We start from the raw sequence: 23,254 nt of genomic DNA, 5'->3' as shown, positions 1-23,254 counted from the left end.
CAGCCAAGCGGCGCCTTCAATCCGCAGAATATGCCCCGTCGTCGGCCAGGGCTCGAATCCCGGGGTGAATGCGGGCAAGCTTAGCCGCTGCGTCCGCCATCGTTGCCGAGCAGTCGTGGCCCAATTATAAGCGCATGCCCGCACGCGCATGTGCTCAGGTAGGAGGCCTCCCGGAATGCGCCGTATCCTCGCCGCCGCCGTACTTATCGCAGCCGGCATCCCCCTCGCCGAGGCCGCTTACTCGACGGGCCCCATTACCAAGGACCCGGAGGGCTATGCCATGGGCTGGGCGTCGGGCTATGCCGTGGCTGACCCCGACGGCGACGGGACGTTGTTCATGCCGCTGATGGGACACAATCACGTGCCGGACAGCAACAATGCGATGCGCGCCTATGACCCCGCGGCGGACCGCTGGCTGGTCTGGCAGCAGGCCAACCACGACGCCCTGAGCCGCGACCAATGGTTCGCCTGGGGCGACCCATCCAGCCCCGTGTGGACGAACACCGACCGCGACCCGTTCTTTCCCTATGCGTCGGGTCGCAACAACTACATGGGCTTCTACGTACCCTGGGAGGGCGAATCGGGCCAGCTCTGGCTCACCTCGCCGTTCACCACCGCCGGCAACCACGGCATCTGGGACTTCTCCCACAAGGCTTGGATCCATCTCGTAGCCCGCACCGAACGCGAGGGCTTCCTCCCGGCCGACTACGCGAACGAGGGCGCTAAGTACCTGATCAAGGAGTGGAACCTCGCCACCGCCACCTGCCCCGCCCGGGAAACGCTGGTCGCCTACGGCGGCAAGAATGATGGTCACCTCTATCTCATCGAGCCCCAGGACGGCGGCGCACAGCCCTATGTGGTGCGCCGCCACACGGGCCAGCCACCGGGGCCGCGCAACTATGCGCGGCGGCTCGGTATCTGCGCCGGCGAGTACTTCTATCTCTTCGGGGGCACGAAGAAGTACCGGGGGCCCAAGCTGGCGGAAACCTGGCGTCTGCACGTCCCCACCGTTCGCTGGGAGCGCCTGGCCGACGCCCCGGTCCCAATCAACGACGCGGCCACGGTCACCTATGACAGCACGGCGAACGCGGCGGTGGTGTTCCAAGGGCTCCAGAGTAACCGGGTACTCGTCTACGAGCTCGAGGGTAACCGCTGGCGAGACATTTCCCGGGAGGCCGGCATGCCCGTGGGTGACCGTGCCGTGGGGGCGTACATTCCCGGCGTGGGCCACATCTACCGCGGCGGTGAGTGGGACAACGGCGGTTGGGGCAGCCACGCCGAAGTCTACTGCCTAAGCCTCAACGACAGCGACGAGTGCCCGGGCGAGCATCGTGGCCCCAGTGAGGTGATCCTCGACGAGGGCGAACCGGTTTCGCCGGGGAACAATCAGGCCGTCGCCCCCCCCGCCCCACCACGGATCCTGCAGGTGCGCTCGGACCGCGGCACTTCGGGCACCGTCGACGAGGGTAACGACAACGGCAAGGACGACGATAACGGCGATTCCGCGGGCACGTCCGATCCGGGCCCGTCCACCCCCTCCGAGCCGGCGGGCGATATCGACCAAGTCGTGGCCGGCTACCGCATCGCCGGCGCGGGCTACCAGTTCCCCGCGCGCGGCAATGGACCATGCTCCAACGAGTGCAAGCACGGACGCATCGCCGAGAACCCGATGAACGGGCGGCTCTACTGGCTCGGCGGTGACTACGGCGGCCCGGGCCATGGCGCCTCCGCCCGCCAGGAGATGTATTCGTTGGACCCGAGAGACGGCACCTGGCGTGAGGAGTATCCCTACTGCGCCCCCGCCGGCGCGACCAACTTCTACGGCCCCGACCAGATCGGCTGGGTCTGGGATTCCCGGCGCGAGCAGTTCTGGGCATTGCCGGGCCTGCAGTATGGCAATAACAACTGTCGCGGCACGGAAAACCGCGTCATGGCCTTCGACCCGGAGAGCCGCCAATGGTCCGTGCCCACCGGTCAAAACGACGTGAACGAAGTCCGATCGGGGCGCAAGAAGGCGAAGTATGCCGTCTACGACGAGGTCACCGACCGCGTCTACATGCCCGCCGGCTACGCCAACGGGCAGGTGCTTATCTGGAACCCCGACACGGCCCGATGGAGCCGTACCACCGAGATCCTCGAGGGCTTCTACGCCGGGCAGTACATGGCCAAGGCGGGCCGGCGGATCTATACCATTCGCTCCCCCTCGGACTTCGCTCCGGATCACGTGACCAACACGCTCATGTACTGGGATATCGATACCCACGACTCGGGCGACGTGATCACCCTGCCGTTTCGCGCGCGCACCGAATTCTCGCATCTGGTCTACCTGGAGCACCTGGACGCACTGCTGATCCTCGCTTTCGACACCACGCCCGCGAAGCTGCTGCTCTACCGCTTCGACACCGGCACGGTGGTCGACATCACCGGCCAGCTGCCCCCCGCACTGCTGCGCAGCCGCCATCTGGCCTACGCCGCCACCAGCGAGCAGGTGTTCATCGGGGGCAACAACTACAGTGGGGTGGAGAACAACCGGTTCTGGCTGCTGTCCATCGAGCGCACGCAATAGCGGCTACTCCGGCGGGCTTGGGCTAGAATTGCGCTTGTCTCCACACCGTGAGGACACGAGGCGATGCAGTGGCTGCCACGTTCCCACCGCCGGTCCGGTCTCTGGCTGCTACTCGTGGCACTGTTGGCGTCGGCACGTGTAGCCGCGGACGGCCCCCACGATTACTACGCGGGCGACGCGCCACCGGGCCTGCTGGAGAATGCCCGCGGCTACCACCTCACCCCCGCCGAGCGGAAACTCGAGCGCGGCGCCTACCGCTACGCCATGCAGGATGCCCGCTTCATCCTCGGGCGGTTTCCCAACGACCCGATTGCCCTGGCGCTGGCGGCGCGTATCGCACTCGCCTGGCCGGGCCACGCGCGGGATGCCGTTACCTACTTCGAGCGGGCCGTGGCCTTATTTCCCCAGTACGCCGAGACCTGGTTACTGTGCGGCCTCTACCACGAACGCCTCGGCGAACTAGACACGGCCCGCACGGCCTACCGCCACGCCCTGGAACGTGACCCTGGGCTGGCCCGGGCGCGGGAGCGCCTGGAAGACCTCGAAGGGAGTCGGTCCCCATGAGGGCGTCGGCGTCGATCCCGCGGCGGGGGCAACGGGAGGGCGAACACCGTATCTTGGTGCTCGCAGACGTGGACTGGGACGGTCCATGGATGAATCGAGAGCAGCTCATCAGCCGCCTGGCCCAGCGCCACCGCCTGCTGGTAAGCGCCGGACCCTGGCGAAGCTGGCAGGTGCGCAGCGCCTCCTGGCGTGCCGCCGGGCTGGCCGGGCGCGTGGCGGATTGCGGTCCCGCCCGCTGCGAGTACCCGCCGCGCTGGCTGATCGACCCCGGGCGCTGGCCCGCACTCAGCCAGACCACCGCTCGAATCGGTGGCCGTCGCTATCAGCGAATTCTCGGCACCGGCGACCATAAGCTCTTCGGGCTCATCTTCCACCCGGTCCACTGGCCCTACCTGCGAGGCGCGAGGCCGCGCCACGTTCACTACCATGTCTATGACCACTTCCGGAAGACACCGGGATGGAATCCGCGTCTCGAGGCATTGGACCGGGAACTGCTGGCACGGGCTGACGTCGTGACCGCCGTGTCACGGTTGCTCGCGGAGACTTTGGAGAAGCTCGTTCATCGAAAGGTGCATTGGCTGCCCAATGGCGTCGATTTCCAGTTGTTCAACGAGACCGCCGAGGCCGAGCCGAGCGATCTCGCGTCGATTCCCGGTCCACGCGTGGGCTATATCGGCCGGCTCAACCGGAAAGTAGATTTCGACCTGATCGTCCGCCTCGCCGCCGCACGCCCCCAGTGGCAGTTCGTGCTCGTGGGCCCGGTGGCCAACCTCGACGCGCGCAGCGAGCCCGGATACTGGCATTGCCTGACGGCGGCCAATATCCGGTTCCTGGGCGAGAAGCGCCCGGACGAGCTGCCGGCCTACGTCGCGGGCATGGACGTCAACCTCATGTGCTACACGCACCGCGACGACCTCTGGGTGCAGTGGGGGTACCCGCTGAAACTCCACGAGTACCTCGCCACCGGCCGACCCGTGGTGAGCACTGACCTGGACAGTGTCCGCGAGTTCGCGGCCGTGGTAGATATCGCACACACGGACGCCGAGTGGCTCGCCGCCATCGAGGCCGGCATCGGCGACGGCGACGCCGCCCGCGCGGCGCGACGCCGCGATGTCGCCCGCGCGAACAGCTGGGACGAGCGGGTGCGCGTGATCGAGTCGCTGATGCCGGACTGACTCAGGCCCGCCGCCACAGCAGATCGCAGGCCTCCAGCAACCCCGGGCGGTTGAGCGCGAGCGACGCGCCGGTGTACGCCACTACACCCACGCCGATCAGCGTGACCAGCCCCATCGGGCCGGCGAGAGTGGCCCCCAGGATGCGGTCCACACCGATCACCGCGACGGCCATGCACGCACCCGCCCCCCATGAGGGCCCCAGGGCCCGCACCAAATGCCGGCGCTGCAAGCCGATCACCGGCAGGGTCCGCCCAAGGTTCACCAGGTACACCACCGGCCAGGCCAGTACCCAGGCCAGGGCAACACCGACGATCCCCCATTGGCTCCCCACCAGGAACGCTGCGATCATGACCACGGTAAAGCGCATGGTCATGACGAAACCGAGATCCACCCGTCCGTAGCCCTGCAGGGCCGGCGTGAGCAAGGTACTGGTCATGCGCAGGGGGATCACCAAACAGATAAGCTGAAGAGGCAGCTGGGCGGACGCCCATTGCTCGCCGAGCACCAGTGGGATGGCATCCGGCGCCACGCTTGCCATGCCCCAGAGCACGGGCACCAGAAACAGGCTCACCAGCCGCACCGCCTTGAGGTACTGGCGACCACCGGTCTCCGCGTCGGCCTGGATCGTGGAGAACGCGGGTAGCGCGACGCGGGTGAGAATCCCGGCCGTGCGCTGCATGGGCATGCTCGCGAGCTGGTAGGCGACCGAGTAGAGGCCGAGCGCCTCCTTGCCCAGGAGCTTGCCCACGATGAAGAAATCCGCCTGCTCGTAGACAAACCAGAGAAAGCGGCTCAGGGTAACGAACCCGCCAAAGCGCAGCATGCCAAGGATGCGCCGCAGGCGAAGGCGCGGCAGAAGCAGGCAGCGGGCGAGAATGTTGACCACCACGGCCCGGACGCCAAAGGTGGCCAGATTGCCCCAGACCAGTGCCCACACGCCGAAGCCCTGCCAGGCGAGCAACAGCGTGAGCAGGCTGCCGCCGACCTGGGCGGCAAGATTGCCCACTGCCCAGCCACGAAAACGCATCTCCCGCTGCAATATTGCCGCGGGCAACGTGGTCACCGCGGCGATGAGAAACTGCAGCGCCAGCACGCGCACCACGTCGGTCAGCCGCGGCTCGTCGAAGAACGCGGCGAGGGCAGGCGCGAGGGCCACCAGTACCGCCACCACCACGGCGTTGAAGAGAATTGACGCCCCGAAGACGTCGCGCAGCTGATCGCGCTGGAGATCGCGAGCCTGGATCACTGCCGGACCGAGGCCGAGCTCGGAGAACAGCGTCATAAGCCCGACGAACACGGTGGCGAGGGCCATCAACCCGTAGTCCGCGGGCTCCAGCAGGCGGATGACCACCAGCGTTACCGCCCACGTGAACCCCTGGCCAAGCAGCCGGCTTCCCGCCACCCAGCCCATGCTGTGGAGCACCCGCCCCCGAAGAGATGCGACCGCCACGCTACCCCCATTGCCGGTGGCTCACCGGCTCGTCTCTACCCACCCCATGGACACATGGCCCAGTATCCCCTTTCCTCGCAGCCCCGGGTACAACGACGGCTTTGGTTGTATGATTACAGGCAACCTCCACGCCTCCTGTGCCACGAGAGGCCCGCCACCGATGTTCAGTGTGACCCCCCGTGTCTCAGCCCTCACCGCATTGGCCCTCACGGCGCCAGGCAGGCCACGGGCCATCGGCCGTGCGTACAAGCTCTGGCGCGACCTCCGGCGCATTCGCGGGGCCGCCAGCCATTACGGTACCTCGCTGGTGTGGACGCTCGCCCGCGCACGCCGGGCGCACGACATGTTGTTCTCCGTCGAAGACATGATGTTCTATGGCTTGCTCGATCCAGCCATAGCGGATTCCGATCTCGAGCTCTATGTGAGCCGCGAGGCGCGTGTGCGCATCGAGCACCGCCTTAACAACCCCGCCGTACGGGAAATCGCCCACGACAAGGACCGTTTCCACGCGCATTGCCGAGCTCATGGGCTACCCGTCCCCCGGACCATGGGTGTGTTCGAGGCACCGCCGCCAGGGGAAGCCGAAGCGCAGCGCCGGGACTGGCTCGCGCGTCTCGCCGACACGCGCCCAAGGGATCTCTTCTGCAAGCGCGTCGACGGCATCCGCGGCGAGGGTTCGTGGATCCTCGAGGGCACTGCGGCGGATGGCGCCCCGTTGTCTTCGCAAACGCTCTACGACCGTCTCCTCTCGAACGCCGGCAACGCCCGCTGGCTGGTGCAGGCCCGCGAGCGTGCCCACTCCGAGATCGCCCGCGCGACCGGCAGCAAGGCACTGCAGGGCGCACGACTGGTGACGTTTATCGACGCCTCCGACGATCCCCACATCATCTTCTCGCGGTTCAAGTTCATCGTCGGCGACAACCTGGTGGACAACTTCGCGTGGGGCGCCACCGGCAACTTGGTGGCGGACGTCGATCTCGCGAGTGGCCGCGTCAAGACGGTGTTCTCGAAGACACCCGGCGAGATCGGCATGCAGCACATGACCCACCATCCCACCACCGGCGCATCGCTCCCCGGCCTCACCATCCCCCATTGGCGCGAAGCGTGCGAACTCGCGCGCGCCGCAGCCCTTTCCCTTCCCGATCTGCGCGTGCTCGCATGGGATATCGCGATCGCCAACGACGGGCCCCTGCTCCTCGAGGCCAACTCCGATTGGATTATCTCGCCGCCGGGCCCCATGCGAGCTCCCATCGAGGCCACCGCCTGGCGCGCGCTCATCCGCCCACTGGTCTAGCCGGGTCAGAATGCTTCCGCGAGGGGGACGTACGGGTTTCCAGCTCACGACAGAGTGCCCCCATGTCCCGCTGCCCGGGTAACGGGTCCCAGGTCACGTTCCCCTCTATCAATACCGGCCCTTGGGGGGTGATCGCAACGTCCCAGCCAATGGTGACCAACGGCGCGAAGGCCTGGGCCGCCTCCGTGGCCAGCGTCGCCGCACGGCTCCAGAACGGCACCTGCAATGACGCCACGGACCGTCCGGTCTTTGGATGGGCCGCCCGTTCAATCAGGGCAGACCCATCGGGATCGCGCATGATCATGCGCTCGGCCTGACCGCTCGCCACCTCGAGGACAACGAGCAGGTTACCGGATTGTCCGAAGTTGAAGTTGTCGAACGGCGCATCGCCGCCAACGAGCCGCAACCATGCCGCGACCATCCGCACACGTGTGACGTCGCGCACCGTGACCAAACGTAGCGTCTGCAACTGCCGGCTTCCCGAGTACGCCGTAAGCTGCGGGTGCGGTTCCAAGAGTTCTTGCACCAGCCAGGCATCGTACCCGCTGCCGTGCATATGTCCCGCGAGCAGGGGGCCATCGACCCGGCGCCCCGCGCCGTCGCGCAGGCCGCCGTCGATCCGATACAGCCTCCAAATGCCGCGGCCATGGACCCCTCCGACCGGTTTGAGGATTGTCTTCGACGAAGGGCACTCCCGCACCAGGTAGGCACACAAGGATCGTCCGTCCGCCAGACGGTTCGTGGTCCCCGGCAGTGATACATCGTCGGCAACACCCACGACCGCGAGGATCGGCGGCGTGGCCAGGCCGTGCGCCGCACACCGCTCGGAGAAGCGCAGCTTGTCCTCCGTCAGCGCCGCCGCATCCGGCGGGTTGAGGCGTTGCTGCACCGCAAGCAGACGCTCCTTGCTCACGTGCCGACGCAGGTCCGCCGGCCCCAGGGCGCCGTCGAGCAAGCCCAGGAGGAAGATCTCCGTAGGCGAGAAACGCCCCTCGCGGTAGAGCCACAGGAACCGCCGGGCCACCACCGGCAACGGCGTACGGTAACGCCGGGAGGCCGCGATCAGCCGGACCGCGATACCCGGTACCTGGAGTGCCCGACTACGCCAACCGCCCATCCCGGTCCTCCTCACCCATCCCCGTCGCACCAGCCCACCCCACGCGCGCGCCAGCGTCCGCTCACGCGCCGGAACACCAGGCGGTTCGCGAGCACCAACAGTCGTATTTCACCCATGGGGGCCATTCCCGCCACTTCGAGGGCGCGCTGCGAGGCCGCGTTGTCCGGTGCGGTTTCGGCGACCACGCAGCTCGCCCCGCAGTGCCAGGCAAGCGTCATACGCACCCGCACCGAGGCCTTCTGCAGCCCCCGCCCCCGATGCACGGCAGGGGTGAAGGCGTTGCCAAGCAGCATGGCCCCGGGGGGGGCCCCGAGCAGGCAGAGCGTGCGCGAGCGACGCATCAGGAACGCCCAGTGCACCACCTCCCGCCTCTCCACCATCACGACCCCTACGGTCTCGCCCCTGCGGATATCGGCGAGGTACTGTGCCAACTCCGTGTCGTCGAGCCCGATGATCCCCTTCAGCCGGGCAAGCGCCGCCGGGCCGTCGAGGACCAGTGCCTCCACGCCCGCCGGGGGTTCCCCAGCGCCGGAAGCCACTCCGCGTTCGGCCAGGAACACGGCGTGCACCCGGCAACGGCAGAGGCGGGCAGCAAGAAAGCGCAGCGTCCCGCCGAGCCCGCGAGTCCGCCGTAGCTCCGACAATCGCGCGATCACACCCATGAGCCGGTCATGCCCTCGCGGCAACGCCCTTGCGGCGCCGCATCCAGGCGCGCAGCGCCTCCTTCGCCCCCAAGCGCTTGAGCACACTGCCCGCCACCGCGGAGACGCCATCGACGGACTCCCGGGCCGCGATCAGGGTCAGGTTCCCGGGTGTCGGGCGCAGGTAGGCCACGGTCTCAAAGGTCACGCTGTCGGTGGCGTAGAACGCCTTGTGACTCGCCTCGCCGGCGCCCTCGGTGAAGTCGAAGGCGAGCGCCCGCGGGTCGGCGAAGAGCCGCTCGAGCACGGCGAGCAGCAGCACGGTGCCCGGCGAGAGACCTGCATGCTCCGGGCGGTAGCCTACGTACTGGTACTCGTAAACGCCGTCGGCACACGGGCAATAGAGATAGGCGAGCGGCTCGCCGGCGGCGAAGAGCACGAACCCCTGCGCCTCACCGCGATTCATCGCCGCCTCCAGGGCGCGGATGGAGCCGGCGTCCTCGGGCAGGCCCGCGTCGAACATGATGCACTGATAGCTGCGCCGCGAGATGGCGGCCGCGGCCTCGTGGAACGACGAAAAGTCGCCGCGGCCATATGCGCGGACATCGACCGCCCCATCAACGGCCCTGGCGAGCTTGCGCGCCTTGCGCCGCAGACCCGATCGGGTCTTGCCAGAAAATCGCGCCAGGTAATCCTCATAGCTTCCCTCGAGTCGGATGAAATACCGCGGCCCGCGCCGAATGACCCAACGCAGCCGGCCATGAGACCACCCGAAACGCCCCCGCGGTGCCCGCACGGGGCACACCACGAACGCGCCAGGACTGCCCGGTGGCGGCTCGCGGAACTCGAGGTCCGAACCCCCGCCACGATCGAGCACCCCCATGCGCTGGACAGCGAGCCGGCGCGTAGGGCACGCCAGGGTCCACTCGCCAAGGCGCAGCGGGAATCCAATCTCCTGAACAGCCATCACGACCCCCCTGTCAACGCCGGGCGAACTGCCCCGCGTAGCGACGTAGCGCGGCGACGAAGGGCGCCTTCACCGGTGTCACTGCAACCCCCTGCCCCTCGCCGGCCAGACGCAGCGCGTCACCGGTCCAGCCAGTGGGAAACGCCTCCCGGTGACGGTCGAGAAAGGCGCATAGGCGATGCAGACGTCTGACCACGGCGCCGGACGGGCGCTGACGGCGGGCATCCAGCAGCTCCGCGCTGTGACTCAGCATCACCGCGCTACGGCGCCCGCTCTCGGCACAGCGGTGCAACACCGAGCACATCTCCGAGAACCCGCTGCTGCCGAGCTGCAGCGGACGGCGACGACCGAGGAAATCCGAGTAGGTGGTCAGCGGCAGTTCCACCGGGCCGTGTGCCGTCTGGTGCACGTCCTCGGCGATGCTGGGGGCAAGCGGTCCCCACGGACCCGCGGCACTGTGGCTCGCATCGAGCCCCAGACCATGATAGGCCAGCGCACGAAGGGTATTGGCGTCACCGCCGAACGAGCCGGCCCGCAACGCGCGAATCGGCGACGCACCCGCCCGCTCCAGCCAATCGCGACCAAGGCCGAGGAGCCAGCGCTGGCCGTCGACGTCGAGCTCCCTCAATGCAAGGCGATAGGGGCCAGGCAGCTCCGACAGACCGGCGCGTCCCAGCCATTCCGGGTGGAGATGGAGCTGGAGATCCTGCCCCGCCTCGCGGATGATCCCCACCACCTCCTCCAGCGCAGTGCGCCCGAGCACCGAGGCGAACAGGGGCTCCACGAAGAACACGCCCTTAAGCCCGTGGTCGGCAAGCGCGCGCAGCTGGTAGCCAAGCCCGTAGTCCCGGGGTGCACCCACACCGTGGATGTAACGTCGAAATGCGTCCGTGACCTCGTCCCGGGAGGCATTCCATGCCGGGGGCCAGATCTCTACGTCCACGGTCAGGAATACGTGCACGGGCGCGCTCACGCTACTACCTCCGCGGCATCCGCCGCCACCTGCCCGGGCCCGGCCCGCAGGCGGGCATGAGCGAAGCGGACGAGAAACCGCCAGGTCGGCCGGTCCCAGGGGGTAAACCGCGGCAGTTGCAGCGGGTCGTTGCCCGGGCGGGCGACCCCGGTGGACGTGGTCACGGCGGCGCGGAAACCCAGGCGCCGCAGCAGCGCCACGTGCTCGACACTATAGTCCCGCCCGGGCACCCCGTTGGGATAGGCGAAAAGGGTCACGCCCGCACCGGTGATCGCCTCTAGCGTCTCACGGCTCTGCGCGATCTCGCCCTCGGCCTCCTTGATGGGGAGCCGCGTGAGAATGGGATGCGTGTGGGTATGGGCGCCGACTGTCATACCGGCCTCGGTGAGGGCACGAACCTGGGCACGCGTCATCATCGGCCGCGGCAGCGCCGTGAGCTCGTCCAGACCGCCGGCGAGGGCGTGGGCCGCCTCGATCCGCGCGGCGGGCTCGACGTACTTCAGCGCGCCGAGGACTTGCGGGATCGCCGCCCGACGCTGTCCCTCATCCGCCGTGGCGATGGCCGGCCCGTCGCGGCCGGGCACGACGAGCCGGGCATAGGGCCAACGCCGGATAGTCTCGATGATAGTGTCGTTCCACATGCGTCCGCCATCCAGGTACCCCGTGGCGATGAAGAACGTCGCCGGTAGCCTCAGGCGCAGCAGTATGGGCAGCGCCACCTCCGCATTGTCCGCATAGCCGTCATCGAAGGTGATGGATACGGCCCGCGCCGGCAGCGTGCCGTCATGGAGACACGCCACCGCCTCTGCGAGCGGAAGCACGCGACAGCACCGGCACAGCCAACGCATGTGGCGCTCGAAGGTCAACGCATCCGGCAGCGCCGGCTGCAGCGGGTCGGGCCGCGCGAGCACCCGGTGATAGATGAGAATGGAAAGTCTGCCCTCCCGACCCATCGCCGCCGCCCTCATGCCGCCTCGCCCACATGGCTGACCACATATCGGTACTTGCCCGAGCGCTCCGGCGGTATCTCCGCCACTTCCTCGAGCTCAACGGTCACATCCTCCCCCAGGCGGGCGCGCAGTCCCGCACGGATCCGCTCACACACCGGGACCGTGAGCTCGCACGCCGGTACCAACAGCAAGCGTGTGTGGGTCCGGCTCTCCTGGACGATCTTGAAGCGCGCCACCGCTGGCTCCTCGCGCAGCACATAGATCAGCGCGAGGCCGTGCATCACCGTGCCGTCGCTGGCGACGACGAAGTCCGTGGCGCGGCCCTCCACCCTCTTCAGGCACGGCAGACCGCGCCCGCAGCCGCAGGGCGCCGGGTCGATGGCCGCCATGTCGCCGGTGCGATAGCGGATGAACGGAAAGTCGGCCGTGGCCGTGTGGGTCACCACCAGTTCGCCAGTGACGCCGGCAGGCACCGGTCGGCCGGTCTCGTCGACGATCTCGACGATCACGTCCTCGGCGCTGATGTGCAGGCCGCCCTCAGGGCAGGCGTGGGCGATGAAACCGGCGTCACGGGAACCATAGCCGTTCGCCACAGGACAGGCGAAGGTCCGCGCGATGGCCTCCGACTGTTCCGGATACAGGCGTTCGCCGGTGACAAAGGCGACGCGTATCCCCAGACCATCGAGAGAGATACCCCTCTCCGCGGCGTGCCGGGCGAGCAACGCGAGGGACGACGGGTAACCAAAAAGCATGCGTGGCCGCGCCCGGCGGATTGCCTCGCAGAACTGGCCCATATTCTGCGGCGACATGGCGAAGGCCGGCAACAGTCGCGATCGCAGCAGCCGGTCGCGCCAGCCCTTGAACCGGTCCTGGGCGCCGAGCTCGATGGGCGAGCCCCACAGCACGATCTCGGGGTCGCCGATGTCCACGCCCCACCAGCGCGTCGCCCGCCACTTGGCGGCGACGTCGTGGGAGAGGCGCTCGCGCCCGAGAAAGAAGGCGAACGGCTCGCCGGTGGAACCGCCGGTATGGAAGGCCCGCAACCGGGGCGCCCCATCGGCGCGCAATTGCTCGCCGGCGGCCCGCATGCTCGCCTTGTCGGTGAGCGGCAAGGCCGCGAGATCGGCAACCTCGCGCATCCGCCGCGGATCCACGCCGAGCACGCGGAAACGCTCCCGGTAGAACGGTACCCGCGCCTCGACGCGGGTGAGGAACTTGCGCAGACGCTCGCCGGCGATCGCCGTGACCGCCTCGGCCGAGTACCACTGGGTACGCTCCAACAGGCGCCGCCGTCGCACGGTGTCATGTCCCTTGAGCCGCTCGTGCAGCGGGAACACGGCACCACTCACGCCCCAGCGCCAGAGATCGCGGCCGCACTCTCCCATCACCGGCCCACCTCTGTATAGACCCCTGCCCACTGCCTATGCACCGCCGCTACCCCGTAGGTGTCAGCGAGCCCCCGCCCGGCCGTCGCCAGCGCCACCGCCAGCGCGCGCTCGTCGAGCAGCCGGCGGATCGCGGCCGCGGCCGCCTCCGGATCGTCCGGCGGGAACAACAATGCCGTGCGCTCGTGATCCACCACGTCGGGGATGCCGCCCGCCGACGTGCTCGCCACCGGCACGCCGGCGGCGAGCGCCTCCAGCAGGGCGTTGGGCATGTTGTCCACGCGGCTGGTGTTCAGCAGCACGTCCGCCTCAGTGAGCAACGCAGCCATGCCATCGCGATCGAGCGTGCCAGTGAAGCGCACCGCCCGCGACAGGTTCAGCTCACCGACCAACGCCTGGAGCGCCGCACGTTCGGGGCCGTCACCGGCGATGGACAGGCGCGCCCGCGGGAAGTACCGCCGCAGCAGCGCAAACGCGCGCACGGCAGTGGCGACATCGTAGATGGCCTCGAGGTGGCGGGTCACCACCACGTGGGGGGCGAGCGGCGTCGCCGGCGTAGGCGCACGAAACGGGAAACGCTCGCCGTCAACCCCGTTGGGCACGACCCGTACGTGCAACCCCCGGGCCTCGAACACCCGCTTCAGGAACTCGGAGGGCACCACGAGCGCGTGGGCACGCCGTAGCAGCGGGATTACCAGCCACCGCCAGCGGAGGAGAAAACGCTCGGCCCGTCCGCCGCGGTAGTTGACCACAAGGCCTACACCGCGCAACCGGCCAATGAGGATCGCGGGGGTGGCGAACAGGAACCATGACCAGCCGGAGTTCGCCATTATGTGAAAGACCGACGCCTCTCGGGCTGCCCGCCACAGGGCGAGCAGGTACGGGGGCAGGCGGAAGACCGCGCGCAGCCCCCGTATCTGCCCCACCCACGCGGGCCGGTACGGCGGGTTGACGGGCAACAACTCGGCGGCACCGCCGGCCTCGCGCCAACGGCGTACCAGCTGCTCGCTCTGGGTCGCCATGCCGCCAGCCGGTGGCGGCAGCGGACCGATCACGACGATGCGCCCGTGCATCGGCCTGGGCGCCGCCGCAGGACGTCGGGCCAGGGGCGTTGCGGTTTCAGCCATGACTCGTCAACACCCCGGCGCGCACGGTGCCCGCCTGTGTGTAAACCTCGCGATAGCGTGCCACGCTCGCCGTCCAAGTCCGCTCGCGCCGGGCGAAGGCGCGCCCGCGCTCACGCAGCCCCGGCCAGGCAGCCGCGTCAGCCAGCAGCTCGTCCAGCGCCGTGGCAAGGGCCGCCGCGGACCCCGCCGGGAAGAGCCGTCCGGTCTCGCCGTCACGCACGAGCTCGCGATGCCCGCCCACATCCGAGGCGAGCACCAGCCGGCCTTGGGCCATCGCCTCCAGCGGCTTCAACGGGGTCACCGTCTCCGTCAGTCGCATGGCGCGCCGGGGATAGACCATGACGTCCATGAGCCCGTAGTAGCGGGCCACCTCGTCGTGGGCGACGCGCCCGGGCATCACCACCCGCTCGCCCAAGCCCAAACGCTCCACCTGGGCCTGCAACGCCTCCTTCTGCGGTCCGCCTCCCACCAGCACCAGGCACAGGCGCGGATAGCGCGCGGCGAGCTCAGCGACCACGTCCACCGCTAGGTCCAGGCCCTCGTACGCATAGAATGAGCCGATGAAGCCCGCGACGGTGCATCCCTCGAGCCCCAGCCTGTATACGAGCTCCGGATCTCGGGGCACGTCGGCGAACAGCTCCGGGGCGACGGCGTTGGGGATGACGGTGACCCGCTCCGCAGGCACGCCCCGGTCGAGAATATCCGCCCGCAGCCCATCGCAGATGCAAGTCACCGCGTCGGCGTGCCGCAGCACCCAGGTCTCCAGGTTGCGGGCGAGCCGGTAGCGTACACTGCCCTGCTTGGTGGTGCCGTGATCCACCGCGGCATCCTCCCAGAAGGCGCGCACCTCGTAGACGAAAGGCAAGCGGAACCGGCGTGCCACTCGCCAAGCCGCCACGCCGTTGAGCGCCGGCGAGTGCGCATGAATGATGTCCGGCCGCTCAGCGATCACCACGTCCGCGAGACGCGCGGCGAGCGCACGCACGACCCGCCACTGGGCGCGTACCCCGCCGTGGACCGTCCCGTGTGCCAGGGTGCGGTGGAAGGTAAGCCCGCCCACGGTCTCCATTGACGCCGTGGTGCCGCCCTGCTTGGGGCTGGTTACGTGGACGGTCTTCCAGCCCATGGCCTGCTGGCCCTCGATGAGGGCCCGGGAGCGGAACGCATAACCGCTGTGCAGGGGAATGGAATGATCGAGCACGTGGAGGATGCGCATGGTCAGGCCCCCACCGCCGCGGCCGGCGACGCGGGCGCCATCGCACCCTCGCGTCGGAGCACCTGCTCGAGCATGAGCAGTGACCAGATCAGGGCGCTGTAGTCCCGCCGGCCGGCGTCGTGCTCGGTGACGACATGGGAGAGGTAGTGCCGTGAGAACCAGCCGGTATCACCGAGGACATCGCCAAGCAGCGCGGCGTGAACACGCTCACGCAATGGGTCCCGGAACCAGGTCGCTAGGGGCACGGCGAACCCCATCTTGGGTCGGTAGAGCAGTTCGTGGGGCAAACGCGAGGCCATGGCATGCTTGAACACCGCCTTGCCCTCGCCCCTGCGCCACTTGAGCCCCGGCGGGAGCATCGCCGCCCACTCCACGAAGCGATGATCGAGCACCGGCACGCGCACCTCCAGTGAGTGCGCCATGCTCGCGCGATCCACCTTGGTGAGAATGTCCCCGGGCAGATAGGTCTTGAAATCCAGATACTGCACCCGGGAAAGCGGGTCCTCCGGGGCATGGCGGGCATGGCGGCGCAGCACCTCGATGGCGCGGTAGCCGCCGAGCTCACGCCGGAAGGCCGGCGTAAACAGCGCCTGCGCCTGCGGGGCACCCACCAGCGAGACGCTGTGGAAATAACCCTCCACCGGGTCCAGCGCCAGCGCCTCGAAGGTGGCGCGGGCACGCAGCACCCGCGGGGCCCAGTCGAGCTTGGGGTAGAGCCGGCCAAGGAGACCGAAGAACGGGCGCCGCAGTCCGATCGGCAGCTGCGAGCGCACCCGTTCCTCGCGACAATACCAAGCGTAGCGACGATAGCCGGCAAAGGTCTCGTCGCCGCCGTCCCCGGAGAGAACGACCTTCACGTGCCGCCGCGCGAGTTCGCAGACGCGGTAGGTGGGCATGGCGGAACTATCGGCGAAGGGCTCGTCGTAGAGCCCGGCAAGGGGCTCGACAAGGCCGAAGTCGTCGGCCGCGACCCGCTGCTCGTGATGCCGCGTGGCATATTGCGCGGCAACGCACCGGGCATAGCGGGCCTCGTCGAACTCACGCTCGCCGAAGGAGATGGAGGCAGTGTGCACCGGCGTGCCTTCGAGCTCGGCCATCAGCGCGACCACGGCACTCGAGTCCACCCCCCCGGAGAGAAAGGCCCCCACCGGCACGTCCGAGGCCAGGTGCCCAGCCACCGCCTCCCGCAGCACCCCAGGCAAGGCCTCAGCGGCATCCTCGAAGGTGAGCGTGGCGTCGGGCTGGAAGGTGAGATCCCAGTAATGCCGCGACTCGGCGACCGGCGCCCCGGCGTGCACCCGCAAGCAGTGCCCCGGCGGCAGCTTAAAGGCGTGGCGGTAGACACTGCGCGGCTCGGGGATATAGCCATAGGCGAAGTATTCCTCGATGGCCTCGGGCTGCAACGCCCGCGGAAAGGCCGGATTGACGGTAATGGCCTTGAGCTCGGAGCCGAACAGCAGGTCGCCACCCGGAAGCACCGCGTAGTAGAGCGGCTTGATGCCGAGGCGGTCACGGGCGAGCAGCAGACTGCGATCCCGGGCGTCCCAGAGGGCGAAGGCGAACATGCCGCGGAGCCGCTCGAGCATGCCCTCCCCCCAGTGCTCGTAGCCGTGGACGAGCACCTCGGTGTCCGAGCGGGTGTGGAAGACGTGGCCGGCCCCCACGAGCTCCATGGCGAGCTCGCGATAGTTGTAGATCTCGCCGTTGAACACCACCGCCACGGTGCGGTCGCCGTTGAAAAGCGGCTGGTGCCCACCACCCAGGTCAATGATCGAAAGGCGCCGGTGGGCGATGCCCAGATTGCCATCCAGGTGCTCACCACCATCGTCCGGGCCGCGATGCCACAGCGTCTCGCGCATGCGCCGCAGCACGCCCGGGTCCGCCGGTCGCCCACTGGCCCGATTGAAGATCCCCGCGATGCCGCACATACCCTTCCCTCCGTTAGCCGGCGACGCGGTCGACGCGGGCATTCCGCGCGGCACCGCTGTGTTGTGTAAGCAGGCGCCGATAAAGCGCGTCATACGCGTCCACCATCGCCACCAGGCTGAAACGGGCCTCCACTCGGCGCCGGCCCGCTGCCCCCCAGAGGCGGGCACACGCCGGGTCCGCCACCAGACGCGCGATGGCCCCGGCCATGGCGCGCTCGTCGCCTTCCGCTACGCAGCAGCCGGTCTCGCCCTCGCGGATCAGCTCAGGGTTGCCGCCCACCGCCGTGGCGACCACTGGCAGCCCCGAGGCCATGGCCTCGAGCAGGGTGTTGGAGACGCCCTCGGCGCGCGATGGCAGCACGAAGGTGTCGAAGCCGCGCAGCAACGCCGGGACGTCATCACGGTTGCCGGCGAGCCAGGTCACTGGGGCGAGGCCGGAGGCCTCGAGGTAGGCCTTGAGGGCCGGGCGTTCGCTACCCTCGCCGACAAAGACCAGCCGCACCTGGCACGCGAGTCCCGGGTGGGTATCCGCCAGCCGGCGCACCGCTCGGGCGAGCAGCAGCGGGTGCTTGACCGCCTCCAGTCGCCCCACGGTGCCCACCACGAAGACATCGTCGCCGCCGAAGCGCTCCCGCACCCAGTCACGCTCGCGCGCGGGGTAGAATCGCTCGGTATCCACGCCGTTGTAGATCTGGGTGACCCGGTCCCGGGGCACCCCGACCCCGGCGGTGAGGTAGTCGGCGATATGGCGGGAGAGGCCCACGTAGTCGTGGATCAGGGGACGGAAGGCGGCGCGCAGGCGGCGATAGCGGCTGCCGTCCATGTCCGCCATGTCCCAACCGTGCTCGCCGTGCACCCGCGCCGGCGCGCCAGCGAGCCAGGCGGGCAGCTGCGCCTCCAGCGTCGCCAGGTTGCGAGTGTGCACCAGCGCCGGGCGCAGTGAGCGAAAGCAGCGCCACAGCCGCGGATAGAGCCGCCAGTCCTTGCCGCTTCGGCGGTGGAGGGCACAGCAACGCACCGCCGGGTCCTGCAGGCGCTGACGGAAGTCCGTGTAGTCGGTAAGGCAGACGATGGCGTGGCGATACGCGTCAGCCGGGAGGTGGTTGATGAGATTCACCACACCATTCTCCAATCCCCCCACGTCGAGACGGTGGAGCACGTGCACGATCAACGGCCGGCGGGCTTCGGGCCTGATCATTCCGACTCCTGCGCCGCATCCGGCAGCGCCGCATTCAAGGCCAAGGCGAGGGGCTCCACGCCGCGAGCAGATACATCCGCCGGTACGGCCTCGAAGGCGGCAAACAGCACGCCGATGTCGGGCCGGTCCCAAAGGCGCTGCCAGGCGGCGAGGGCCTTCGCGGTGAGGCGGCTCGTGGTGTTCACGCCGGCCACCCGGTACCAGTAGATCACGACGAGATCTTCCTGCCGCCCGCGAAGGCGCAACTTGACGGCCTCCAGGCGTTGATCGCCGACACCCAGGTCTACCGTCCCCCGGCCAATCTCGCGCCAGTCGCCTCCCCCGCGCACGCGGTTCTCCCAGGCGATGAGTTCGGCGCCCTCGTACTGGCCAGCGAAGACGGCAGCCGCCACGCCACCGCGGCGGCGCGGTCCCGTCATCGCCTGAGCGAATAGCTCCGTGGCACCCGTGACCCCCGGTTGCCACAACGGCGGCCCGGTCTCGCGCTGCCAGCCGGCCAGGCTTACCGGCGGCTGCCAGCGCGAGACCGAGGCGACCACGGGGCCGTCCACTAGGGCGAGCGCCCACATCGGCCAGACCAAGAGGGTGAACGCACCGGCGCCGACCACCGTCGCCCAACCCATCCGCGGGCCTTCCGCCACCTGCGCCGTCGTTGACGCCGCGGAGTACTGGGGTGACTCGCGCCATAGGCGTCCGACCCAGAAGAGCAGCGCCATCACCAGCCCGAAGAAGACCCATCCATAAATAAGGTGATCGAATCCGACGGCGTAGCGCATGCCGCTGAAATGACCGATTAGGACGATCCCATAGGCCCGCAGCCCATTGGCGAGCACCGGCAGAGCGAGGGAAGCGGCCACGAAGGACAGTCGCCGCCACAGCTGGCGGTACGCGAGGTATGCATAGAGGCAGCCCAGGGTGAACGAGGCGATCAGATAGCGGATGCCGCTGCAGGCCTCGGCGACCTCCCAACTGCCGCTCGGCAGATAGAAGAACAGGCCCTCGCGGTAGACCGGCAGGCCGGTCAGGCGCAGTAGCGCGATGGTGAACTCGGCGGTGAACGACATCATGGGTGGGATCAGGAACTCGCCCACCGGCACTGCCAGCAGCAGGAAGGCGAGCGGGAACGCCAACAGCCGCAACACCCGCGTGCCAAAGACCAGCCACACGAGCCCCGGCACCATCGCCATCACGGCATACTGCCGCACCACAGTCACGCCGGCGATCTCCCCCAGCAACCATGAGAAGCCCATGGTGGCGAGCATCGCCAGCGCCCATGGGCTCGGCGCCGGCGGCACGGCCAGCACGGCCTCGCGTTTGCGCCACATGAGCCAGGCGGCGATCGGCGCGACCAGCCAGCCATGAGCATAGGTCTCCGAGCGCCACCACGTGACCGCCATCTCGGCGAAGACCTCTGCATAGAGGACACTGACCAGGGCCAAGAGCGCCGTCGTGACAGCCGCCGCCTGCAATGGGGACAGCGCGCCGCCACCGCCAGCCCCCTCGGCACCCGGAAATTCGCGCGCCGTGGCACTCACGACGCGACCCGCTCAGCGCCAGACACCGACGAGTCGGCGAGCCCCGGCATATCCAAGAGGGCAAGCCAGGCGGCCCCGGCGCGCTGCCAGCTGTGATCGCGGCGGACACGGGCGCGGGCGGCGGCGCCCAGCGCCCGCGCCCACGCCGGATCATCGAGACAGGCGCGCACCGCGCGAGCAAAGGCGTCCGGCGTGTCGGCGGCGAGCACCTCCTCGCCCGCACGGGCGGTGATGCCCTCGAGCGCCTCTGGTGTGGCCACCACCGGGCGTGCCATCGCCATGGCCTCCAGCACCTTGTTCTGAATGCCACGGGCAACGCGAAGCGGCGCCACGCTCACCGCCGCATGGACGAGGTACGGGCGCACGTCGCGCACGCGCCCGGTGACGATCACACCGGGGTGCACGGCGAGGCGGCGCACCGCCGCGGCGGGGCGTGCGCCGACGATGGCGAAGCGAACCTCCGGGAGCCCCCCCTGCAGGCGCGGCAGGATCGCTTCCACGAACCAGCGTACCGCCTCCACATTGGGCCGATAGTCCATTGCACCGGTAAACACCGCCACGGGACCGCCCGGGCCATACGGGTCGGCAAAATCGGCGGGGTGGAAGAACTCCACATCGACCCCGTTGGGAATCGCGTGAACACGCTCTTGCGGCGTCTGCGGGGCATTGGCAAGGAAGCAACGCGCTTCCGCCGCGCTGACGAATACGGTGGCGTCCAAGGCCGCGGCGGCATGACGCTCGAAGGCAGCCAGATGCCGGGCCTCGCGGGCGTAGATCCAGCGGCGCAGACCGCGGGCGTCACCCGCGTACGCCGCCCACTTGGCGGAGTCCACGTCCACAAAGTCGGCCACCCGGGGCCCGCCGGGCCAGCTGAGCGCCGCCGGCGCCATACCGGAGGAATACGCGAGGATCGCACCGATCCCGGCGCAGCGCTTGGCAGCAAGCCAGCGCCGCAGCGTGATGCTGCGGTAGCAGCCGATGGATAAAGGCGTTCCGGTTACCACACTCCAAAGGGCGCGCACGATCACCACCGGGCGGACGAGAGGCAGCAACAGGACATCCGCGCAGAGGGCAGCGAGACGCGCCTCGTGGACGGCATCGTCGGGGTCGTCGACGAACGCGGCAAGGTGGATTCGGTAGTGCTCCGCCAGGGCACGCACCATGTGAAAGGCGCGGATCTTGTCACCCTTGTCCGGCGGATAAGGGATGCGATGACAGAGTACGATCAGGTCACGCATCGCTCACCCCAGATTGCGCACGATGTGAGGACCGAGGGTGTTGACCACCCCGCGGGGCAGACGCCGCCACACCCGGATGAAGCACTGGTAGCGCGGGTTGAGGGGGCTATTGTCCGGGATTTCACGGGCACGGACCAAGCGGCACTCGTAGTGGAGCGGCTCGGGCTCGAAGCCCCAGTGACGCTTGAAGTGGTAGGAGCCGCTATCGACCTTGCTGCGCCCGAAATCGAACACCCGGCAACCACGCGCCCGGGCGTGCTCCATGAGCGCCCAGTAGAGATAGTCATTGCCCGCCACGGCGCGGGCGAAGTCGGTACCCCCGCCGTAGTAGGGCAGCACCTCTTCGCGGAAGTAGAACGAGAGCACGCTCGCCACGGGCTGCCCGCTATGGATCACCGTCAGGACATCGCAGTCCTCGCCGAAGACCTCGCGAAGCATACGGAAGTAACGCCGCGGGAACACGGGCGTCCCCAGGCGATGGACACTCTCGGCGTAGACCCGGTGACAGGTGGTGACATCGGCGTCGACCCGTGGTTCGAGGCCGGCCTGCATCCCTTTGCGGACCATCGCGCGCTGCTTGCGCGGGATTGCCGCCATGGCCGCCTCGCTGCTCTCGGCGATGGGGCCGCGGAAGCCGACGTACTGGCGTTTGCGCGGCCACTTCTGATGGCGGGGCCAATGCAGGCGGTACTCCAAGTGTCCCACCCCGAGCCCTTCGGCGAGCTCCACAGCCGCGTCATCCAGCGCCGTGGCTACGGCATCGTCGACTACGAGCGGCCCACATTGGGCACAAAAGGGCAGGGAAATCAGGGCATCGCCGAACAGCCAACTGGAGACGCGCGCAAGGGGGAGTACGCCGACCAGCTCGCCATCGCGCACGGCGGTGAGATAGTGGGTTTGGTGACCGAAGGTGCGCTCGATGACCGTACGCCAGCCACTACGGTGGAAGAAGCTGCCCTCGGGATGCCCCAGAACGAAGGCATCCCATAGGGCATCGCCGGCGGCGGCAAACGGTACCACGCGCACAGCGGCCGCGGCGGCGACGGTCGGTGAATGCGCGCTCATCGCAGCACCTCCGTATAGACCCGGTCCACCCGGCCCCAGTCGAAATCGCGCAGCAGGCGCACCAATCGCCCCTCGGTACGGTCCAGGTTGACGTAATGGCGGAAACGACTGCGCAGCGGCAGGCCGGGCAGCCGCGGCTGCCCGGGATCAATCTCCCAGGGATGGAGATAGAAAATGGGGCGTAGCCCCTGGTGATTGGCCACACGCAGCAACCGGCGGCTCACCGCATAAGGAAGCAGACGGAAGTAGCCGCCACCGGCCGCCGGCAGGTTGTGCCCGACCAGCCGAGCCGTCGCCATTGGCAGCTCAAGCAGCGCACAATCAGCGGTCGGCGCGTGGGGCCACCGCGGCGCCTCGGGCATGCCGTAGTGATCGTGGCGGACCGGATAGACGCTCGAGCTATAACGATAACCGGACTCCCACAAACACTCCGCCGCCCAAGGGGTCCGTGCATCCACGGAAAAGCTCGGCGCCCGATAGCCGCGCACGGGAACCGAACCGATCTGCTCCAGGGTTTCGCGGGCGCGGTGAACATCCGCACGGAACGCGCCGCGGCCCTGCTCGTAGACCCGCTGATGGTCGCACCCATGGCTCGCGAGCTCATGGCCGGCGGCGACGATGCGTCGCACCAGCGCCGGGTAGCGCTCCGCCACCCAGGCCAGGGTGAAGAAGGTGGCGAGGCGTCCAGCGTCGTCGAGCAGTGCGAGCAGGCGATCGACGTTGGCCTCCACCCGGCACTTGCGCCGTGACCACTCCCGGCGATGGATTACAGGCTCCAGAGCGGCGACCTGGAAGTAGTCCTCCACATCCACGGTGAGGGCATTGCGCGGCACGGACGCGGGGCGTGCGGCGGCCCGCTGGGCGC

The 23,254-nt window shown here is 68.9% G+C and carries 19 protein-coding genes; 4 read left to right on the top strand and 15 right to left on the bottom strand.

Translation table 11 applies throughout. From position 1 onward, the window contains the following. Positions 1-175 precede the first annotated feature (175 nt). The 3 genes from ACQ754_RS11160 (at position 176) to ACQ754_RS11150 (ending at position 4,305) form a co-directional block, all read left to right on the top strand. Positions 176-2,566: a hypothetical protein gene (locus ACQ754_RS11160; protein WP_440997111.1), complete on the top strand. Its 2,391-nt coding sequence runs from the start codon at positions 176-178 to the stop codon at positions 2,564-2,566. Positions 2,567-2,629: 63 nt separating this feature from the next. Then, positions 2,630-3,130, top strand: coding sequence for a tetratricopeptide repeat protein (locus ACQ754_RS11155; protein WP_440997110.1), 501 nt, complete (start codon positions 2,630-2,632; stop codon positions 3,128-3,130). An 89-nt stretch (positions 3,131-3,219) separates the two neighbouring features. Beyond that, complete coding sequence (locus tag ACQ754_RS11150; RefSeq protein ID WP_440997109.1) at positions 3,220-4,305, top strand: glycosyltransferase; 1,086 nt, start codon at positions 3,220-3,222, stop codon at positions 4,303-4,305. Position 4,306: 1 nt separating this feature from the next. Here the strand turns inward: ACQ754_RS11150 and ACQ754_RS11145 are convergent, their stop codons facing one another. Beyond that, a complete protein-coding gene (locus tag ACQ754_RS11145; RefSeq protein ID WP_440997108.1) occupies positions 4,307-5,755 on the bottom strand; it encodes a lipopolysaccharide biosynthesis protein in 1,449 nt (482 codons plus the stop codon). A gap of 160 nt (positions 5,756-5,915) precedes the next feature. Between ACQ754_RS11145 and ACQ754_RS11140 the strand changes: the two genes are divergently transcribed. After that, positions 5,916-7,049, top strand: a complete 1,134-nt coding sequence (locus ACQ754_RS11140; protein WP_440997107.1) for a sugar-transfer associated ATP-grasp domain-containing protein — start codon at positions 5,916-5,918, stop codon at positions 7,047-7,049. Here ACQ754_RS11140 and ACQ754_RS11135 read toward each other — a convergent pair. The 14 genes from ACQ754_RS11135 to ACQ754_RS11070 are packed head-to-tail and all read right to left on the bottom strand — an operon-like array spanning position 7,030 to position 23,222. Then, positions 7,030-8,166 carry a sugar-transfer associated ATP-grasp domain-containing protein gene (locus ACQ754_RS11135; protein WP_440997106.1) on the bottom strand — a complete coding sequence of 379 codons (1,137 nt, stop codon included), beginning with the start codon at positions 8,164-8,166 and terminating at the stop codon, positions 7,030-7,032. The two genes, ACQ754_RS11140 and ACQ754_RS11135, sit on opposite strands and share 20 nt — an antisense overlap. A gap of 11 nt (positions 8,167-8,177) precedes the next feature. Further along, positions 8,178-8,828, bottom strand: a complete 651-nt coding sequence (locus tag ACQ754_RS11130) for a hypothetical protein (RefSeq protein ID WP_440997105.1) — start codon at positions 8,826-8,828, stop codon at positions 8,178-8,180. Positions 8,829-8,835: 7 nt separating this feature from the next. After that, positions 8,836-9,774, bottom strand: coding sequence for a GNAT family N-acetyltransferase (locus ACQ754_RS11125; RefSeq protein WP_440997104.1), 939 nt, complete (start codon positions 9,772-9,774; stop codon positions 8,836-8,838). A 13-nt stretch (positions 9,775-9,787) separates the two neighbouring features. After that, a complete protein-coding gene (locus ACQ754_RS11120; protein ID WP_440997103.1) occupies positions 9,788-10,747 on the bottom strand; it encodes a polysaccharide deacetylase family protein in 960 nt (319 codons plus the stop codon). Next, on the bottom strand, positions 10,744-11,715 hold the full coding sequence (locus tag ACQ754_RS11115; RefSeq protein WP_440997102.1) for a polysaccharide deacetylase family protein: 972 nt from the start codon (positions 11,713-11,715) through the stop codon (positions 10,744-10,746). The genes ACQ754_RS11120 and ACQ754_RS11115 overlap by 4 nt, the downstream gene beginning before the upstream one ends. Then, entirely contained in the window at positions 11,712-13,082 is a 1,371-nt protein-coding gene (locus ACQ754_RS11110; protein WP_440997101.1) for a phenylacetate--CoA ligase family protein, read from the bottom strand. Before ACQ754_RS11110 ends, ACQ754_RS11115 begins: the two co-directional genes overlap by 4 nt. Beyond that, complete coding sequence (locus ACQ754_RS11105; protein WP_440997100.1) at positions 13,082-14,209, bottom strand: glycosyltransferase family 4 protein; 1,128 nt, start codon at positions 14,207-14,209, stop codon at positions 13,082-13,084. The genes ACQ754_RS11110 and ACQ754_RS11105 overlap by 1 nt, the downstream gene beginning before the upstream one ends. Then, positions 14,202-15,425 (bottom strand): TIGR04063 family PEP-CTERM/XrtA system glycosyltransferase, encoded by a 1,224-nt coding sequence (locus tag ACQ754_RS11100; protein ID WP_440997099.1) that lies wholly within the window; start codon positions 15,423-15,425, stop codon positions 14,202-14,204. Before ACQ754_RS11100 ends, ACQ754_RS11105 begins: the two co-directional genes overlap by 8 nt. Before the next feature lie 2 nt (positions 15,426-15,427). Beyond that, positions 15,428-17,353, bottom strand: coding sequence for an XrtA/PEP-CTERM system amidotransferase (locus ACQ754_RS11095; protein WP_440997098.1), 1,926 nt, complete (start codon positions 17,351-17,353; stop codon positions 15,428-15,430). Between the two features lie 13 nt (positions 17,354-17,366). Further along, the gene (locus tag ACQ754_RS11090) at positions 17,367-18,551 is read right to left on the bottom strand and encodes a TIGR03088 family PEP-CTERM/XrtA system glycosyltransferase (RefSeq protein ID WP_440997097.1); all 1,185 of its coding nucleotides are present in this window, start codon (positions 18,549-18,551) and stop codon (positions 17,367-17,369) included. Next, a complete protein-coding gene (gene xrtA, locus ACQ754_RS11085; protein WP_440997096.1) occupies positions 18,548-20,086 on the bottom strand; it encodes an exosortase A in 1,539 nt (512 codons plus the stop codon). The genes ACQ754_RS11090 and xrtA overlap by 4 nt, the downstream gene beginning before the upstream one ends. Continuing rightward, positions 20,083-21,324 (bottom strand): TIGR03087 family PEP-CTERM/XrtA system glycosyltransferase, encoded by a 1,242-nt coding sequence (locus ACQ754_RS11080; RefSeq protein WP_440997095.1) that lies wholly within the window; start codon positions 21,322-21,324, stop codon positions 20,083-20,085. The genes xrtA and ACQ754_RS11080 overlap by 4 nt, the downstream gene beginning before the upstream one ends. A gap of 3 nt (positions 21,325-21,327) precedes the next feature. Continuing rightward, positions 21,328-22,389: a FemAB family XrtA/PEP-CTERM system-associated protein gene (locus tag ACQ754_RS11075; RefSeq protein ID WP_440997094.1), complete on the bottom strand. Its 1,062-nt coding sequence runs from the start codon at positions 22,387-22,389 to the stop codon at positions 21,328-21,330. Then, positions 22,386-23,222 carry an XrtA system polysaccharide deacetylase gene (locus ACQ754_RS11070; RefSeq protein WP_440997266.1) on the bottom strand — a complete coding sequence of 279 codons (837 nt, stop codon included), beginning with the start codon at positions 23,220-23,222 and terminating at the stop codon, positions 22,386-22,388. The genes ACQ754_RS11075 and ACQ754_RS11070 overlap by 4 nt, the downstream gene beginning before the upstream one ends. Positions 23,223-23,254 lie beyond the last annotated feature (32 nt).

Source organism: Arhodomonas sp. SL1 (genome assembly GCF_052060015.1).
GTDB lineage: Bacteria > Pseudomonadota > Gammaproteobacteria > Nitrococcales > Nitrococcaceae > Arhodomonas.
Note: the sequence above shows the minus strand (reverse complement) of the source record. Positions and strands in the feature narration are given on the sequence as shown.

Excerpts from the sequence above, each read along its gene's own strand:
- ACQ754_RS11080 (WP_440997095.1), bottom strand. The coding sequence starts at position 21,324 with ATGCGTGACCTGATCGTACTCTGTCATCGCATCCCTTATCCGCCGGAC.
- ACQ754_RS11105 (WP_440997100.1), bottom strand. The coding sequence starts at position 14,209 with ATGGCTGAAACCGCAACGCCCCTGGCCCGACGTCCTGCGGCGGCGCCC.
- ACQ754_RS11155 (WP_440997110.1), top strand. The coding sequence starts at position 2,630 with ATGCAGTGGCTGCCACGTTCCCACCGCCGGTCCGGTCTCTGGCTGCTA.
- ACQ754_RS11135 (WP_440997106.1), bottom strand. The coding sequence starts at position 8,166 with ATGGGCGGTTGGCGTAGTCGGGCACTCCAGGTACCGGGTATCGCGGTC.
- ACQ754_RS11130 (WP_440997105.1), bottom strand. The coding sequence starts at position 8,828 with ATGGGTGTGATCGCGCGATTGTCGGAGCTACGGCGGACTCGCGGGCTC.
- ACQ754_RS11095 (WP_440997098.1), bottom strand. The coding sequence starts at position 17,353 with ATGTGCGGCATCGCGGGGATCTTCAATCGGGCCAGTGGGCGACCGGCG.
- ACQ754_RS11140 (WP_440997107.1), top strand. The coding sequence starts at position 5,916 with ATGTTCAGTGTGACCCCCCGTGTCTCAGCCCTCACCGCATTGGCCCTC.
- ACQ754_RS11115 (WP_440997102.1), bottom strand. The coding sequence starts at position 11,715 with ATGAGGGCGGCGGCGATGGGTCGGGAGGGCAGACTTTCCATTCTCATC.
- ACQ754_RS11125 (WP_440997104.1), bottom strand. The coding sequence starts at position 9,774 with ATGGCTGTTCAGGAGATTGGATTCCCGCTGCGCCTTGGCGAGTGGACC.
- ACQ754_RS11110 (WP_440997101.1), bottom strand. The coding sequence starts at position 13,082 with ATGGGAGAGTGCGGCCGCGATCTCTGGCGCTGGGGCGTGAGTGGTGCC.
- ACQ754_RS11075 (WP_440997094.1), bottom strand. The coding sequence starts at position 22,389 with ATGAGCGCGCATTCACCGACCGTCGCCGCCGCGGCCGCTGTGCGCGTG.
- ACQ754_RS11100 (WP_440997099.1), bottom strand. The coding sequence starts at position 15,425 with ATGCGCATCCTCCACGTGCTCGATCATTCCATTCCCCTGCACAGCGGT.
- ACQ754_RS11160 (WP_440997111.1), top strand. The coding sequence starts at position 176 with ATGCGCCGTATCCTCGCCGCCGCCGTACTTATCGCAGCCGGCATCCCC.
- ACQ754_RS11150 (WP_440997109.1), top strand. The coding sequence starts at position 3,220 with ATGAATCGAGAGCAGCTCATCAGCCGCCTGGCCCAGCGCCACCGCCTG.
- ACQ754_RS11090 (WP_440997097.1), bottom strand. The coding sequence starts at position 18,551 with ATGATCAGGCCCGAAGCCCGCCGGCCGTTGATCGTGCACGTGCTCCAC.